Here is a 16499-nt window from a genome sequence, read left to right as displayed (position 1 = left end):
TTCAGCTCGGAGCTAATGTCTAAATTACAGGTATTTAATTGCCTATTTTTAAATTGATTTTCTTCATTAAACATAGGTCAATAGATTGATATATGCTTCGAGTATGCCTGAAACAAGAATTAGAGATTATTTAGTTTTTTAATAGTTCGATCAGGCTTTATATTTCAACATAAATAAATCAATACTTTCACGAATAATTTGCTGGGCTTCTTCGGGTGTTGGCGATGGGCGAATACCGAGTAGCACTTCATGATGGCGTACACCAAGTAGTAAGGACAGCATTAAATTCATTTGTTTTTCGAGTACATCTGCTTTGATAAATTTTAGTGTCGTTGCTTGTTCAAAAAAATCGAGCCAGACATCGGACATTCTTTTGTGGGATGCAATATAAAAACGCATGGCTAAGGGATTATTTTCACTCGCCAATTCTAAAAGCAAATGTTCAAGTTTGATGGCTTCAGGCAAGTTGATCACATTCATTGCCAATTCACAAGCTTGGTAAAACGATGCCCGAAAGTCACTATTTTCAGTTAAACGCAAAGGGCGAGCGCTGATCGACTCTTCACAGGTTTGTTCAATGGCGCAGGTAAATAAAGTCTCTTTGTCTTGAAAATGGTTATATACCGTAAGTTTAGTCACGCCTGCTTCTTGAGCAATACGATTCATACTAGAACCGTGATAGCCCAATTTTAAAAACAGCATTTTTGCTGCTTCTACAATATGTTTGCGTTTTTCTAAGTCCTTTGGACGTCCAACAGTTGTTTGCACAATAATTTCCAAAAAAACAAAAGTGGTCAATTACAAGATACCGTATTCACAATTATTGTACCATGCAGTATATTAATTAAAAAATGAACAATTGAAGTTTTGTTGCATTTTACAGATGAAATGCCATTCGAGCTTCACTCGTCATTCTATTTTGCCCTAAAAAATGCATTTGAATAAGAGCCTTGCCTATGCGTAGTCTAAATTTGATGGTCACAAGCTTGTTGATTTTGTGTAGTGTCACCATAGTGGGGTGTAGCAAACCTGCACCTGAAGCAGAACAAATTCCATTGGTGATGGTTGCTCAACCTGCAACTTCACATGAAGATCAAAAAAGTTATGCAGGTGAGGTGCAAGCAAGACAACAAACGGCATTGGCATTCCGAGTCGGTGGGCAGATTACTGAACGCTATGTCGATGTGGGTGATCGTGTCAAAGTCGGGCAAGTTTTGGCAAAACTCGATGTCAAAGACGCACAACTACAATTGAATTCAGCCAAAGCGCAGCTTGAAAGTGCGCAATCGGCAGCCAAAGTTGCTGCAGATGAATTTAAGCGTTTTCAACAGCTTCTTCCAATCAATGCCGTGAGTCGTTCACAATATGATTCAGTCAAAAATCAATACGATGCTGCTCAGGCAAGTTTAAAGCAAGCACAGTCTAATTATGATGTATCCGCCAATCAAACTGGCTATAACCAATTAGTCGCCAATAAAAATGGGGTAATTACACAACGCAATATTGAAATAGGGCAAGTGATTTCAGCAGGGCAAGCAGCGTATCAATTGGCAATTGATGGTGACCGTGAAGTGGTCATCGGTGTACCTGAGCAAGCGATTTCAGAGATTAAAGTGGGGCAAAATGCATGGATTACTTTGTGGTCTAAACCGCAAGATAAGTTTGCTGCCTATGTTCGAGAAATTTCGCCTGCAGCAGATCAATCACGTACCTTTAGTGTCAAAGTGGCTTTGAAAGAAGGGCAGTCAGCGATTCAATTGGGGCAAAGTGCGCGGGTATTCTTTAATCAAAATATTCAAAATGTGTTAAGTGTTCCACTCTCAAGTGTATCTTCAAATACTGATCAGCCTTATGTTTGGGTGGTAAATTCAGATCAAACTATTCATAAAGTGAATGTAAGCTTGGGTGCGTATGGTCGTGACAGTGTTCCTGTTTTGAGCGGTTTAAATGCAGGGCAATGGGTGGTTGTTGGTGGCGTGCATTTACTACGTGAAAAGCAAAAAATTAAACCGATAGATCGTGAAAATCGTGCTGTTACCATTCAAAAAGGAGCATGATCATGAGTCTATTTCACTCCTTTAATTTGTCTGAATGGGCACTCAAAAATAAAGGTTTAGTACTTTATTTTATGATCTTGCTCGGTATCGTCGGGCTATTTTCCTATTCAAAACTTTCGCAAAGTGAAGATCCACCGTTTACCTTTAAAGTGATGGTGGTACAGACCTATTGGCCAGGTGCGACAGCGCAAGAAGTGTCTTTACAAGTCACCGATAAGATTGAAAAAGAATTGATGAGTACAGGCATGTACGACAAGATCATGGCGTACTCACGTCCAGGTGAGTCGATGGTCATGTTTATGGCAAAAGATTCATTAAAATCGAGTCAGATTCCTGACGTTTGGTATCAAGTCCGTAAAAAAGTTGGTGACATCAAAACTCAGCTTCCTTCAGGCGTTCAAGGTCCATTTTTTAATGACGAATTTGGTGACACATTCGGCAATATCTATGTACTCACAGGCAAAGATTATGATTATGCCACTTTGAAAGAATATGCAGACCGCTTACAGCTTCGTTTACAACGGGTCAAAGATGTCAGCAAAGTGAATTTAGTTGGTTTGCAAGATCAAAAAATTTGGATTGAATTGTCCAATACCAAAGCTGCACAAATGGGCATTCCTGTTACGACGATTCAAGCTGCTTTGGCAAAACAAAATAGCGTCAATAATGCAGGCTTTTTTGAAACGGGAACTGATCGTATTCAAGTCCGTGTCAGTGGTGCCTTACATAGCGTTGATGATCTGAAAAAGATGCCGTTATTGGTTGGTGATAAAACCATTCAATTGGGTGATGTCGCAGAGGTCTATCGTGGTTTTAGTGATCCTGCACAACCGCGTATGCGCTTTAATGGTGAAAATGGTATCGGGCTCGCCGTGTCGATGCGTAAAGGTGGTGACATCATTGCCTTAGGGAAAAACTTAGAAACAGAATTCCAAACTTTACAAAAGACTTTACCGCTTGGGATGGAACTGAAAAAAGTCTCTGATCAGCCTGTTGCTGTGCAACGTAGTATTCATGAATTCGTCAAAGTTTTAGCCGAAGCTGTCATTATTGTTCTTCTGGTGAGTTTCTTTTCCCTAGGCTTTAGAACAGGTCTGGTGGTGGCATTTTCTATTCCATTGGTCTTGGCAATGACCTTTGCGGGTATGAATCTGTTTGATGTTGGACTCCATAAAATCTCCTTAGGTGCTTTGATCCTCGCTTTAGGACTATTGGTCGATGACGCCATTATCGCCGTTGAAATGATGGCGATTAAAATGGAGCAAGGTTATAGTCGAATGAAAGCGGCAGGATTTGCATGGACCAGTACTGCATTTCCAATGCTGACAGGAACTCTAATTACCGCAGCAGGCTTTTTACCGATAGCCACAGCAGCATCAAGTACAGGGGAATATACTCGTTCGATTTTCCAAGTGGTGACTATTGCACTGGTTGTTTCATGGTTTGCAGCGGTGATTTTTGTCCCGTATTTAGGTGATAAATTACTGCCGGATTTTACTAAAGAGGCACAAAAAGTGCCGTGGTATCAGCGCCTCTTGGCACGCTTACGCAAACAGCCTGAACCCCAACCTGTAATTCATCATACAGGTGAGCATTTCGATCCATACCAGTCGAATTTTTATCAAGGTTTTAGAAAGGTGGTGAATTGGTGTGTGAGCTACCGTAAAACAGTGATTGCAATTACTGTAGGTATCTTTGTACTGTCAGTTGTCATGTTTAAATTTGTACCGCAGCAGTTTTTCCCACCCTCGAATCGTGCTGAAATCTTGGTGGATTTAAAGTTGGAAGAAGGTGCATCTCTGACAGCAACTGAAAATGCTGTGAAAAAAGTGGAAGCATTCTTAGCCAAGCAAAAAGGCATTGATAATTATGTGGCTTATGTGGGGACAGGTTCACCACGTTTCTATTTGCCATTAGATCAGCAAATGCCACAAGCCAGTTTTGCACAGTTTGTGGTCTTGGCATCTTCTTTGGATGATCGTGATGAAATCCGTAAATCCTTAGATACGCAAATTCGTCAATTACTGCCGCAAGTGCGTACTCGTGTGTCTTTGTTGGAAAATGGCCCACCTGTGGGTTATCCATTGCAGTTCCGTGTGTCTGGTGAAGATATTCCAACCGTGCGCCAAGAAGCACAAAAAGTTGCGAAATTGATCAGTGAAAATCCAAATACCACCAATGTGCATCTGGATTGGGGTGAGCAAAGCAAGATTATCTCACTGAATATTGATCAAGATCGTGCACGTCAAATGGGAGTCACTTCCGAGGACTTAGCCAATTTCTTAAATAGTTCAATTTCAGGGGCGATCATTAACCAATATCGTGAAAAACGTGAATTGATTGATGTGCGTCTGCGTGGTGATCAAGCTGAACGAGTTAGTGTAGAGGCCTTGGCAAGCCTAGCTGTACCGACCAGTCTAGGAACAACAGTGCCTTTGGCGCAGATCGCCAAACTTGAATACAAGTTCGAAGATGGTCTGATTTGGCATCGTAACCGCTTACCAACCATTACGGTGCGTGCAGATATTCGAACCAAGTTACAGCCTGCAACGGTGGTGAATGAGTTGACTGAAAAAATAGATCAACTCCGTGCAACCTTACCAAGTGGTTATTTGGTTGAAGTCGGAGGAACCGTTGAGGAATCTGCCAAAGGGCAAACGTCTGTCAATGCAGGGATGCCGTTATTCCTTGCTGTGGTCTTTACCTTGTTAATGATTCAGCTGAAAAGTATTTCACGTTCATTTATTGTGTTTTTAACAGCACCTTTAGGTTTAATCGGTGTGGTGTTATTTCTACTCTTATTTAACAAACCATTTGGCTTTGTGGCGATGCTGGGCACGATTGCACTGTCAGGGATGATCATGCGTAACTCTTTAATTCTGATTGATCAGATTGAGCAAGATATTCGCGCAGGGCACAATCAATGGGATGCGATTTTAGATGCAACTGTACGTCGAGCACGCCCGATTATTCTTACTGCTTTGGCAGCTGTACTGGCAATGATTCCACTTTCTCGGAGTATTTTCTTTGGACCGATGGCGGTTGCAATTATGGGGGGCTTAATTATTGCGACGCTTTTAACGTTATTTTTCTTACCTGCGCTTTATGCAACATGGTTTAAAGTGAAAAAACCTGTCGAAAATACATAAATTTTTGTGAATATTAGGTGCGAAATATTGAAAATTTCAATATAGTAGCACTTAATCTTTTATAGAAAATAACACAGGAAATTTCGTTGCATAATAACGCTATATAACAAGAGTCGCTATGCAATGAGTTTGAGGTCAAAAGCGCACATGGGGCAAACAAATTTAGAACAGCATCGTAGATATATCACGAGTGCTTATTTGTTGATGTTCCTCGCATTATTTACGGTAATTACAGCGGTGCTCGCCTACTGGTTGGCACGTAAAGTAGCGGTGGTGGATGATGCAGAGGTTTGGATTCATGCACAAGCATTGTGGATTATGCGTAATGCTGTCATTTTTTTGATCCTTGCTGCTTTTGCTGGACTGTGGTTTATTCCGCTCATCTTCTTTTATTGGGATAGTATGATTTGGGTGAAAGCCTGTACCGTTGCAGGTGTAGTCTTTAGCGCAATTGCATGGTTATTTTTACTGAATGTTTGGTTTCAGGGATTTAGCAAATATATGCAGAAAAAAGCTGTTTTTTAAAAAAATTCAATATTCAAACTTGTAAAAAATAACATCGCCCCCAATTTACTCTGCATAGAAGTATTATCAAATTTTGTGGAGCATCGCCAATCATGGCTAAACGTGATTATTATGAGGTTTTAGGTGTTGCTAAAACCGCTAGTGATGATGAAATTAAAAAAGCCTACCGTAAGATGGCGATGAAGTATCATCCAGACCGTAATCCAGACAACGCTGAAGCTGAAGAAAAATTCAAAGAATGTGCAGAAGCATATGAAATTCTTTCGGATAGCGATAAACGCAGTGCTTATGACCGTATGGGACATAGTGCCTTTGAAGGCGGTATGGGCGGTGGTGGTTTTGGCGGTGGATTCAGTGCCGAAGATATTTTCAGCCAGTTTGGTGACATTTTCGGTGGCGCTTTTGGTGGTGGTGGCCGTGGTCAGCAACGTGCGCGCCGTGGTTCAGATTTACGCTATGTGATGGAATTGACGCTAGAAGAAGCGGTTAAAGGCGTGAAGAAAACCATTACTTTTACTGCACCAGCACCGTGTGATGTGTGTGATGGTAAAGGTTCTAAAAATCCAAATGATGTTGAAACGTGTAAGACTTGTCATGGCGCTGGTCAAGTGCGTATGCAACAAGGCTTCTTCTCAGTACAACAAACCTGTAGTACATGCCGTGGTCAAGGTAAAATCATTAAGAACCCTTGTAATACTTGTCATGGTTCAGGTGTAAAAGACCGTCAACAAACTTTAGAAGTGACCATTCCTGCGGGTGTGGACAATGGCGATCGCGTTCGTTTATCTGGCAAAGGTGAAGCGATTCGTGATGGTCAGTCAGGTGACTTATACGTTGAAGTGGTTGTTCGTGAACATGAGATTTTCCAACGTGATGGCGCAGATCTCTATATGGATGTACCTGTCAGCATTGCCGATGCTGCTTTGGGTAAAGAGCTTGAAATTCCAACTTTAGATGGTCGTGTCAGTTTGAAAGTACCTGAGGGTACTCAAACAGGTAAAATGTTCCGTCTACGTGGTAAAGGTGTGAAACCTGTTCGTACCAGTATGCAAGGTGATTTACTTTGCCGTATCGTGGTTGAAACGCCAGTGAACTTAACCAGTCGTCAACGTGAGTTATTGAAAGAGCTTCAAGCGACGATGGAAAGTGATGACAATAAATCTTCACCGAAGAAAAAATCATTCTTCGATCGTTTATTTGATTAATTTCAATATTCGATGAAATAAAAACGGAGCTTAAATTGCTCCGTTTTTTTATGGTTTATTTTTGATTGTAAATGTCTAAAACTATTTTTCAGGTGTAACTTCAAATTCATGATCATCGGGGGCTGCATCAATTTCATCTTCATCTTGAGGGAGGATAACAGCAGGTTTTGTCGTGGTGGTTTGTGTTTCAGTATTTTGCGAATCGGGTGTTGTGGTGTCATCTGCCCATACATGTACATAACTTATTGATAAAATTAGACCTAGTATTATTTTTTTAAGTTGCATTACATTATCCTTAATACTCAATTTTCAGTGTTTTCAAACAAGGCTTATTCTAATTAAATTTTTAAAATATTTTATATTTTTGATGTAAATAAATCGTGGTGATTTTTTATTTGAATTTATAGCTCAATAACTGATGTTACGCATTTCAAAAGAACAACATTGTTTTCAAGTTTACTTGGCGGAGTCTTACATCAAAAGTTTTGATTTAGGGGTTAGCCTTCGGCTCGACCACACTTTTGTTTCGGCAAAAGTGGGCAAAACCATTGTCATCCGCAAAACTCGTCCACTTCCGTCAAGATATTGAATAGATCGCAGAAACATATCTGATTAAAAGTAGTCTTGCCTCAGACACGTTGCGGATGACGTTATCGCGTATCCTATTTTATCGAGAAGCAGGAATATTTTTATGTTACTGCGTAACATCAGTCAATAAGTCATTCTGTGATTTAAAAAGTAAGAGGATACGGGTATATCCTCTAAAGATGCTGCTTAAAATGTCATTATTCTAAAATCGGTGCATCAATGTCTTCAACGCGGACTTCAGGTTGTGGTTCAGATGTCGATGTCGGCGTTGCTGCGGGTTGAGTCACCGTGGTCGGTTGTACTTCAGGTGCAGATGCTGCCCAAGTTGTTGTAGCCATCATTCCCATGATAAGTGCGAAAGCGATTTTATTCGAATGCATATAGATCTCCTTATAAATCATTTTATTTTCATTCGTGGCATGTAGTCTGCTGTGTGATTTTTGCACTTTGATGAAAATGGCTTAATCATGTCTTAAATTTTTAGCCTTTTATCAATGCTTGTTTTTAAATCAATTACTTTGATTGTAGATCAGTAATTTTTTACTCCAAATTTTCAAGGGGCTGAAAAAACTTCATAGTATTTTTAACGATCTAACTTAGCCTCGGTTCAGAGTTTTGCTATAGTAGGCACAATGTTTAAATTTAGATTTAGGAAGATCAACATGTCAGCAACTCCACGCATTGGTATTTTGGGTGCAGGCGGTCGTATGGGTCGTACATTGATCCAAGCGGTACAACAAGCAGGTTATCAATTGGCAGCAGCTGTTGAACGCCCAGAAAGTTCGCTCATTGGTGCAGATGCAGGTGAGCTTGCAGGGATTGGCGCAGTGGGGATTAAGGTTGTTGGCAGTTTAGAAGAAGTGCTCAAAGATGTGGATGTAGTGATTGATTTTACTGCACCTGCGGCAACTGAAAATAACTTAAAGTTATGTCGTGAAGCGGGCGTAGCCATGGTGATTGGTACGACTGGTTTTTCAGACGAGCAAAAACAAGTTTTAAATGAATCTGCGACGCAAACACCTGTGGTCTATGCTGCAAATTATTCGGTGGGTGTGAATGTTTCGATCAAATTACTTGAGCTGGCTGCAAAAGTGTTTGGTGATACGGTGGATATTGAAATCATTGAAGCACATCATCGTCATAAAGTAGATGCGCCATCAGGTACAGCATTGATGATGGGTGAAGCTGTTGCTGATACGCTAGGTCGTGATTTGAAAAAAGTGGCTGTTTATGGTCGTGAAGGGCATACAGGTCCACGTGAGCGTGAAACTATTGGTTTTGAAACCATTCGTGGTGGTGACATCGTGGGTGAACATACGGTGATGTTTATTGGCGAAGGTGAGCGTGTAGAAGTGACGCATAAAGCAACTAGTCGTATGAACTTTGCTTCTGGTGCAGTGCGTGCTGCAGCTTGGGTTGTGGGCAAAGATGCAAAAAAATACGATATGAAGGATGTTTTAGGCTTAAATGATATTCAAGCCTAAAACACAATCCGCTATGATTTAAAACAATGACAGCAATTTGAATAAAAAATGAAAAAAACAGTGATGTTTCTTGTAAGTGTAGTCAGCGCCATGTGCCTGACTGCACAAGCTGCTGCGCCAAGTGATGCAAAACTTAGCCTCGACAAAAACAATATCAAAGTATGGACTTTTAAAGATCCGAAAAATACGGTGATGTCTTATAAGGCAGAAACGACTTTTGATGTGCCGATTGAACGTGCTGTCGCATTGGTTTTAGATGTCAATAACGCACCAAAATGGGTGCCGAATGTGGCAAAAGCCGAAGTGCTGAGTCGTGATGATGCCAAAGGTGAGTTCACTTTATATATGGTTTTGGATTTTCCATTTCCACTTAAAGATCGAGATATGGTCGTCAAAGGCAAAATTGCCAAAGACAGTAATGGTGTGATTAGCATTAAAAATAAAGCGGTTACACAAGGCAAAGCGATTGATGCCAATTTTATCCGTTTAAAAAATTATGAAGGTGATTGGACTTTTCAAAAAGTTTCGGCTAATAAAGTCAAAGTCAGTACCACAGGCTTTGCTGATCCCGAAGGTTCGATTCCACAAAGCGTGACTAATATGTTGGTTGAACAACAGCCTTATCAGATGTTGCAAAAGATGAAAGCAGAATTGGCAAAAAATAAAGCATTGCCTGCTTTACCTGCTGTTTTAAAATAATGTTCTAAGCCAGAATTTCTAAGACAAATCAAAAAATTTGGATTACAAGGCATAGCCTAAAAAGCGCAATAAAAAATCCCACAATAGCAATGATTGTGGGATTTTTATGTTCATTAGCAAACAGTTTCAGTCATAGCTGGTCTCGACATTTTCATTTGGATCAAAACCAAAACCAATGCCAATGCTGTGAGGACAGCGCCTGTAATAGACACAGCCGCATAACTCATTCCCATACTGAGAACTGCACCACCTGCGGCAGCACCAACCGCATTGCCCAAGTTAAACGCTCCGATATTTACTGAAGATGCCAAACCTGGTGCTTCATGTGCCACAGCCATAACGCGCATTTGTAAAGGAGGGACAACCGCAAAGGCTGCTGCACCCCATACAACCAATGCCAATGCCGCACCCATCTTGGTTTGTGCAAGAATCGGAAATAGCAACATCGTTGTCATTAACAACAATAAGAAGCCTGTAAGTGTTTTGGTCAAAGACAAGTCTGCAAATTTGCCCCCGAAATGATTACCGATCGAGAAACCAACCCCAATCAGAACCAACATCATGGTGATAAAACTTGGACTGGCATGGGTAATATTTTGCAGTGTTGGGGCGATATAGGTATACAGGGTAAACATCGCACCTGCGCTCATGACAGTGGTGAGCAAGGCAAGGACGACAGGTTTACGGGTTAACACTTGTAGTTCAGCTTTGACATTGGGACGTTGTCCAACTGCACCCTCAGGTAATGCTTTCCACAATGCCAACATGGTGATGACACCTAATCCCGCAATTGCGGCAAATGCCATACGCCAACCGATGTTTTGTCCCACCCATGTTGCCAAAGGTACACCGCCAATATTGGCAATGGTTAAGCCCATAAACATCATTGCAACTGCACTGGCTTGTTTATCTTTCGGCACGACACTGGTCGCGACAATTGAACCGATACCAAAGAATACGCCATGATTTAAACTGGTGAGAATCCGTGCGCCCATCAAGCCCCAATAGCTTGGTGCAATCGCGGCTAAAATATTGCCAATCGTAAAAATACTCATGGCAATCATCAGTGCTTTACGCCGTGAAAAGTGTCCAAACCATAAGGTCATGATCGGTGCGCCAATCATGACACCCAAAGCGTATGCAGTGATCAGCATGCCTGCGGTAGGAATGGAAATATTCAGATTTTCAGCGATTTGTGGCAAAAAGCCCATTGGTGAAAATTCTGTAGTACCAATCGCAAATGCACCGATGGCTAGGGCGAGGAGAGGAAAGTTAATTTTCATGAATTGATTCTCTTAATCCCATGCAGGCGCTAGATTTTCGGGATTTACTTCACGCCCATTTCGCTCTAAGGCTTCAACCATCTGCATTTCTTCAAGGCTCAATTGAATGTCTTGAGCTTTTAAATTTGCAATCAAATTTTCACGTTTGGTTGATGAGGGAATCACAGAAAAACCACGTTGTAATGCCCAAGCTAAGGCAATTTGTGCAGTTGATGTCTGATGGTTTTTGGCGATCTCATTCAACACAGGGTCGTTTAACACTTTGCCATACGCCAAAGTCATATATGAAGTCACATCAATATTTTGTGATTGTAAAAAATTCACCAATTGATGATTCTGCAAATATGGACTGAGTTCAATTTGATTGGTGGCAATATTTTCAATGCTCACAGCATCAATGGCTTGTTGAGTTAAATCAATATTGAAATTTGAAATACCGATATGTTCAGTTAAACCTTGTTGTTTAGCTTCCAGCAGATTGTGCATCATTTCTACGACAGAAATTCCTAAACTCGGTGCAGGCCAATGAATTAGAGTGAGATTGACTGCATCCGTTCTGAGCTTTTGTAAGCTGTCTTTTAAACTTGGAATAAGTTTGTCGGCTGCGTAGTTATCTGTCCAAATTTTCGTGGTGATAAATAAGTCATTTCGATTCACAGAGCTTTCAGCAATGGCTTGTCCGACTTCGGCTTCATTGCCATAGATTTGTGCAGTATCAATCGCACGATAGCCAACCTCAAGTGCTGTTTTGACAGAATCAATCACAGTTTGTCCTGTCAGGCGAAATGTACCAACACCAAATTGGGGGACGATTTTATTCATGGGATATGCTTCATTTTTAGATACGGCTATTTTGTAGTTTTTATTGTTGCTAAAAAATAGGTGAATATGCAAAATATTGTTGACTATTAATCAATAATAATTGGTGTGTTACAATATTGATTAAACTTTTTTGAACAGCCTAAACTTGTATTGGTTGTGATTTATGGTACTAATTTATAAATGATTTTAATTTATTTAGAAGTTGCTTTCCGTTTGAAAGTATAAGGAATATGGTTTTACAATAGGGGAAAAATTTAACTAAAAACCTCCCTCATCCTAACCTTCTCCCAAAGGGAGAAGGGACGTCCAATAAATTTTTACAGACGATAGAGAGCTTAGAAATTTGCATATCACATAAGGATGAAGCTAATGAAATCCACCTTAGAAGAATTACAGGCATTTATTCACATTGTCGATAGTGGTTCGATTGTCGGTGCAGCTGAGCATTTGCAACAAACCACATCAGGTGTCAGTCGAGCTTTACAACGCCTTGAATCTAAACTCAATGTGACTTTATTAGAGCGTACTACACGTAAGTTAAAATTGACCCAAGAAGGGCAGTTATTTTTAGAAAAAGCCCGCAAAATTCTCCATGATCTGAATGAAGCAGAAGATGCTTTACTCAAATCAGATAGTGATACATCGGGTTTGATCCGAGTGGATTCAGCCACTCCTTTTGTGTTACACGTGGTTGCACCATTGATGTCTGAGTTTGTTCAACTTTATCCAGATATTGAAATTGAGTTAAATACCAATGAGCAAATTATTGATTTATTAGAGCATAAAACTGATGTGGCAATTCGTTTTGGTGAATTGAATGATTCAAGTTTACATGCCAGATTATTATGTAAAAGTCGCTTATATATTGTTGCAAGCCCTGAATATTTAGAACGAAAGGGTTATCCCGAAAAGCCTTTAGACATTTTAAAGCATGCACAAATTGGTTTTAGTAAAGGCGGTCATCTGAATACATGGCCGATTCGTGTCAATACGGGTGAAAAGCTTGTTGTGAGACCTAAAATTAAAGCTTCAAGTGGAGAGACGGTGCGCCAATTGTGTTTGCGTGGGCATGGAATCGCACGATTATCTGAGTTTGAAATTTCGAAAGATTTAAAACAAGGTCATTTGATCGCGCTCTTTGAAGATCAAATTGAGCTGTATGAACAGCGCATCCATGCGGTGTATTATCAGCAAGAACACTTGCCGAAACGTGTCCGTTTATTTATTGAGTTTTTAGTGCAAAAGCTGTCAAAGTATCGATAGTTTTTTGTGCAGGTAAGTCCAAACTGAGCAAGCTTTGGCTGTTTCCTTGCGCTTTGTTCAGCAGTTTGATCTCAAAATGTTGTGCTGAATTTTGCTGACATTCAAAGTCCAAATTCTGCTGTATTGGCATGTTAATCCGCATGTTCACATCACTGCTCACACGATAGCTGTAGGCTCTGTTTGCCGCTGTGTGATGCAAAGTCGGTTGTAAATGATCAAGTTGATATTCACCCAAACGCTGTGTTTTTAAAAAGCCTTCGATCAAAGATTTACAAATAAAATGTTGTTGCTGAGCAGCTTGGTTGACTTGCTGTGGTTGGCATGCACTCAAAATCAAGGCTGTACCGATGAGGGTGATTATTTTCATTATTTTCTCCTTTCAAATGTATCTAGTGATAAAAATTGGCTGTGAAAGAAGCATAAATCTGTTAAGTTTATAGGTACAGATACAACAAATATTAAAATTTGGGTACAGATATGGCTTTTCAATATCAGGCTTTAGCGCAACAGATTGCACAGAAAATTTATAGTGGTGAATTGGCAACGGGGCAGCGTTTAAGTTCATTGCGCCAATTTGCAACTTTACAAAACATTAGCTTGAATACGGCAAAAAGTTGTTATGAATTGCTTGAAGCGCAAGGCTTGATTTATGTCAAAGAAAAGTCAGGCTATTTTGTCCAAACACAGCAAAAAACACCGAATATTGCACTGCCTGATCATCCTGATTTTAAGTCCAAATCCCGTGAAGTTTCTAACTTAGAGTTGCAAATTCAAATTCATGAAGCATCGGCCAATAATCGCTTGATTCATCTCGGATCAATTCAATTATCCCCGAATTTTATTCCGATTGAGGCACTTCGACGTTCGATTCAACGTGCATTAAAGCATTGTAAGCCTGAGGATTTTTTATATAACAATCGACAAGGTCATCCACGTTTGCGTGAAGCGTTGTCAGCGCATTGGGCAGAGGATGGTTTTTATATCGACAAGGATGATATTTACATCAGCAATGGCTGTATGCCTGCATTGTCAGTGATGATACAAAGCTTTAGTAATGAAGGAGATAGCATCATTGTTCCAACACCTAACTATAATGGTCAGTTGCAATTGTTGGCATTATTAAAAAGAAAAATCATCGAAATTCCTGCAAATACTGAAGGTTTTGATATCGAGCGTCTTGAACAGGTGATGCAAAACTCAGGGGCAAAAGTATGTTTGCTGACGGCTAATTTTCAAAATCCTTTGGGTTTTTGTTTAAGCAATGAAGAGAAAGAAAAAATTGCTCAATTGGCTGAAAAATATCAATGTTATGTGATCGAAGATGATATTTATGCGGAATGTAGTTTTGATGCTAAACGTCCTTTACCGATTAAATATTGGGATCGGGCAGGTTATGTGATTTATTGCAGTTCGATTTCTAAGTCTTTATCACCGTCTTATCGGGTAGGGTGGTTTTGTCTGCCTCAGCGTTTGAAACATTTACATGCCATGCTGATTTTGCAAAATGACTCGGTCAATATGCCCTTACAGTTAGGGCTTGCCGATTTGATTTTCAGTCGGGCATATCGTCAGCATTTAAGTGAATTGCGTCCAAAACTCATGGCGCAGGTTGAGCAATATCGACAGTTTATTTCTCAGGCTTTTTATGGGGTTGATATTCGACTGAATCAGCCACATGGCAGTTATGCGTTGTGGTTGCAATTGCCAAAACAGATCGACAGTTTAGCCATGTATTATTATGCGCAGCAGCACAGTATCAATATCGTCCCCGGCTTAATTTTTGGTGAGGATAAGCGCTATAACAATTGTATTCGTTTAAATGCAGGGCATGAGTTATCGCAAGAGATTCAGGATGCGATTGTGCTATTGGCAGATTGGGTCAGAGCGCAATTGTCTGAGAATAAAGTGGCTTAGCATTGGAATTTTTCAATGCATAAAATAAGTAATGAAAGTTCCTTCTCTTGCGCCATATATGGCTCAGGGAGAAGGTTAGGATGAGGGGCTTTTAAATAGCAAACCTCTCCCTCTTACAAAACTCGATTCTCATCCCATAAGGATGAAAACTTTCAATATTGAGCTGAATTAATTTGGAATCAACTTTCGTAAGAAGTTTACTATTTTTGAGCTAGCACAGCCCTATTTGCTTTACAGAGTTTAGATTAATTTGCGTAGGCGAAGCCTCCCTTTTGAAGGATCAAAAGGGACAAAAATCCTTTGTTGGGCGAGGGATACATCCTATATCCCCGCCCAACGGCGACATCCATGTCGCCTAACGCGATAGCGCCGCTAGTTTGAATTCATTATTGGCAATTGTTTTTTGAGGTTAACTGATGATATTCGGCTAACCTATATTTTGAAAAAGGGAAATAGACTAAAAATCCGCTTTCAATACAATCCGATAACGTGCCTGACCTGAATGTAGTCGCTCCAAAGCCTCGTTAATTTGTGACATTGGATACAATTCAATCTGTGGGGCAATGTTTTTACGTGCTGCGAATTGCAACAATTGACGTAAAGCAAAAGGTGAACCTGTCGGAGAGCCTGTCACCGATTTTGCACCACTGATCAGTGTACCCGCAGGAATTGGCATCGGCTCAAGTACCATACCAAGCATGTGAATCGTGCCATTTGGGGCGAGGGTATTCAGATAAGATTTCCAATCCAAACTGACATTGACCGTGCATAGCAATAAATCAAATTTACCACGTTGGCTTTTCAGTGCATCCGCGTCACGGCTATTCACCACATGATCTGCACCCATCGCTTTGAGTTCGTCAGTCTTGTCCAAACTTGAGGTAAATGCAGTAATTTCGCAGCCCCATGCTTTGAGCAGTTTGATTGCCATGTGTCCTAAACCACCGATGCCAATCACACCGACATGGTGAATCGCTTGGATTTGATGTTTTAAAATCGGGTCAAAAACGGTAATCCCACCACAAAGCAGCGGACCTGCACTTTCAGGGTCTAAGTCTTCAGGAAGTGGAATAATCCATTGCCAACCTGCACGAACTTTATCTGCAAATCCGCCTGCATGACCGACAATCGTCGCTGTTTTGTCACCTGTACATAGCACTTGTTGACCACTGACACACGGGTCACAGTGTTGACAGCTTTCCGCAGTCCAACCAATTCCGACACGTTGACCGACTTTTAAGCCTTTGGCTTCAGAACCAAGTTGGGTGATTGTTCCAATAATTTCATGACCTGCCACCACAGGATAAACTGCATTGCGCCATTCATTATTAATCACTGAAACATCAGAGTGGCACAGCCCGCAATATTCAACTTTCACTTCGACTTGATGCGCTTGTAACTCACCTGCATCAAAGTCATAGGGTACAAGTGCCGCACCTGCTTCCAAGGCTGCATAAGCGTGAATGGTATTGTCTGTCATTTGAATCCTTCCTATTTTTTTTAATGTTGA

The 16499-nt window shown here is 40.6% G+C and carries 15 protein-coding genes; 8 read left to right on the top strand and 7 right to left on the bottom strand.

Annotated features, from left to right (window positions below):
* Positions 1-150: 150 nt before the first annotated feature.
* Complete coding sequence (locus EXE09_RS07995) at positions 151-768, bottom strand: TetR/AcrR family transcriptional regulator (protein WP_130116911.1); 618 nt, start codon at positions 766-768, stop codon at positions 151-153.
* Between the two features lie 188 nt (positions 769-956).
* On the opposite strand from EXE09_RS07995, the gene EXE09_RS07990 reads away from it, so the two are divergent.
* The 4 genes from EXE09_RS07990 (at position 957) to dnaJ (ending at position 6936) form a co-directional block, all read left to right on the top strand.
* The gene (locus EXE09_RS07990) at positions 957-2057 is read left to right on the top strand and encodes an efflux RND transporter periplasmic adaptor subunit (protein ID WP_130116910.1); all 1101 of its coding nucleotides are present in this window, start codon (positions 957-959) and stop codon (positions 2055-2057) included.
* 2 nt (positions 2058-2059) lie between these two features.
* Complete coding sequence (locus tag EXE09_RS07985; protein WP_130116909.1) at positions 2060-5206, top strand: efflux RND transporter permease subunit; 3147 nt, start codon at positions 2060-2062, stop codon at positions 5204-5206.
* A 147-nt stretch (positions 5207-5353) separates the two neighbouring features.
* Positions 5354-5731 (top strand): hypothetical protein, encoded by a 378-nt coding sequence (locus EXE09_RS07980; protein WP_068973358.1) that lies wholly within the window; start codon positions 5354-5356, stop codon positions 5729-5731.
* Positions 5732-5823: 92 nt separating this feature from the next.
* Entirely contained in the window at positions 5824-6936 is a 1113-nt protein-coding gene (gene dnaJ / locus EXE09_RS07975; RefSeq protein WP_068973359.1) for a molecular chaperone DnaJ, read from the top strand.
* An 81-nt stretch (positions 6937-7017) separates the two neighbouring features.
* On the opposite strand, the gene EXE09_RS07970 is transcribed toward dnaJ, so the two are convergent.
* Together EXE09_RS07970 and EXE09_RS07965 are read right to left on the bottom strand one after the other, a co-directional pair.
* Positions 7018-7221, bottom strand: coding sequence for a hypothetical protein (locus EXE09_RS07970; RefSeq protein ID WP_068973360.1), 204 nt, complete (start codon positions 7219-7221; stop codon positions 7018-7020).
* Between the two features lie 500 nt (positions 7222-7721).
* Positions 7722-7904 (bottom strand): hypothetical protein, encoded by a 183-nt coding sequence (locus tag EXE09_RS07965; RefSeq protein ID WP_130116908.1) that lies wholly within the window; start codon positions 7902-7904, stop codon positions 7722-7724.
* 282 nt (positions 7905-8186) lie between these two features.
* On the opposite strand from EXE09_RS07965, the gene dapB reads away from it, so the two are divergent.
* Positions 8187-9008: a 4-hydroxy-tetrahydrodipicolinate reductase gene (dapB, locus tag EXE09_RS07960; protein ID WP_087553360.1), complete on the top strand. Its 822-nt coding sequence runs from the start codon at positions 8187-8189 to the stop codon at positions 9006-9008.
* Between the two features lie 48 nt (positions 9009-9056).
* Complete coding sequence (locus EXE09_RS07955) at positions 9057-9707, top strand: START domain-containing protein (RefSeq protein ID WP_130116907.1); 651 nt, start codon at positions 9057-9059, stop codon at positions 9705-9707.
* A gap of 113 nt (positions 9708-9820) precedes the next feature.
* Here the strand turns inward: EXE09_RS07955 and EXE09_RS07950 are convergent, their stop codons facing one another.
* Positions 9821-10990, bottom strand: a complete 1170-nt coding sequence (locus EXE09_RS07950; protein ID WP_130116906.1) for an MFS transporter — start codon at positions 10988-10990, stop codon at positions 9821-9823.
* A gap of 12 nt (positions 10991-11002) precedes the next feature.
* Positions 11003-11812 carry a 2,5-didehydrogluconate reductase DkgB gene (dkgB, locus tag EXE09_RS07945; RefSeq protein WP_130116905.1) on the bottom strand — a complete coding sequence of 270 codons (810 nt, stop codon included), beginning with the start codon at positions 11810-11812 and terminating at the stop codon, positions 11003-11005.
* A gap of 369 nt (positions 11813-12181) precedes the next feature.
* Here dkgB and EXE09_RS07940 point away from each other — a divergent pair, with 369 nt between their 5' ends.
* A complete protein-coding gene (locus EXE09_RS07940) occupies positions 12182-13075 on the top strand; it encodes a LysR family transcriptional regulator (RefSeq protein WP_130116904.1) in 894 nt (297 codons plus the stop codon).
* On the opposite strand, the gene EXE09_RS07935 is transcribed toward EXE09_RS07940, so the two are convergent.
* Entirely contained in the window at positions 13035-13442 is a 408-nt protein-coding gene (locus tag EXE09_RS07935; RefSeq protein WP_111860488.1) for a hypothetical protein, read from the bottom strand. The two genes, EXE09_RS07940 and EXE09_RS07935, sit on opposite strands and share 41 nt — an antisense overlap.
* A gap of 110 nt (positions 13443-13552) precedes the next feature.
* Here EXE09_RS07935 and EXE09_RS07930 point away from each other — a divergent pair, with 110 nt between their 5' ends.
* Positions 13553-14989 carry a PLP-dependent aminotransferase family protein gene (locus EXE09_RS07930; RefSeq protein WP_130116903.1) on the top strand — a complete coding sequence of 479 codons (1437 nt, stop codon included), beginning with the start codon at positions 13553-13555 and terminating at the stop codon, positions 14987-14989.
* 457 nt (positions 14990-15446) lie between these two features.
* Here the strand turns inward: EXE09_RS07930 and ahr are convergent, their stop codons facing one another.
* Positions 15447-16469, bottom strand: a complete 1023-nt coding sequence (gene ahr, locus EXE09_RS07925) for an NADPH-dependent aldehyde reductase Ahr (protein WP_130116902.1) — start codon at positions 16467-16469, stop codon at positions 15447-15449.
* Positions 16470-16499 lie beyond the last annotated feature (30 nt).

The organism is Acinetobacter sp. WCHAc060025 (assembly GCF_004209355.1).
GTDB lineage: Bacteria > Pseudomonadota > Gammaproteobacteria > Pseudomonadales > Moraxellaceae > Acinetobacter > Acinetobacter wuhouensis.
The sequence above is the reverse complement of the archived record's forward strand: the minus strand, read 5'-3'. Positions and strand labels throughout refer to the sequence as shown.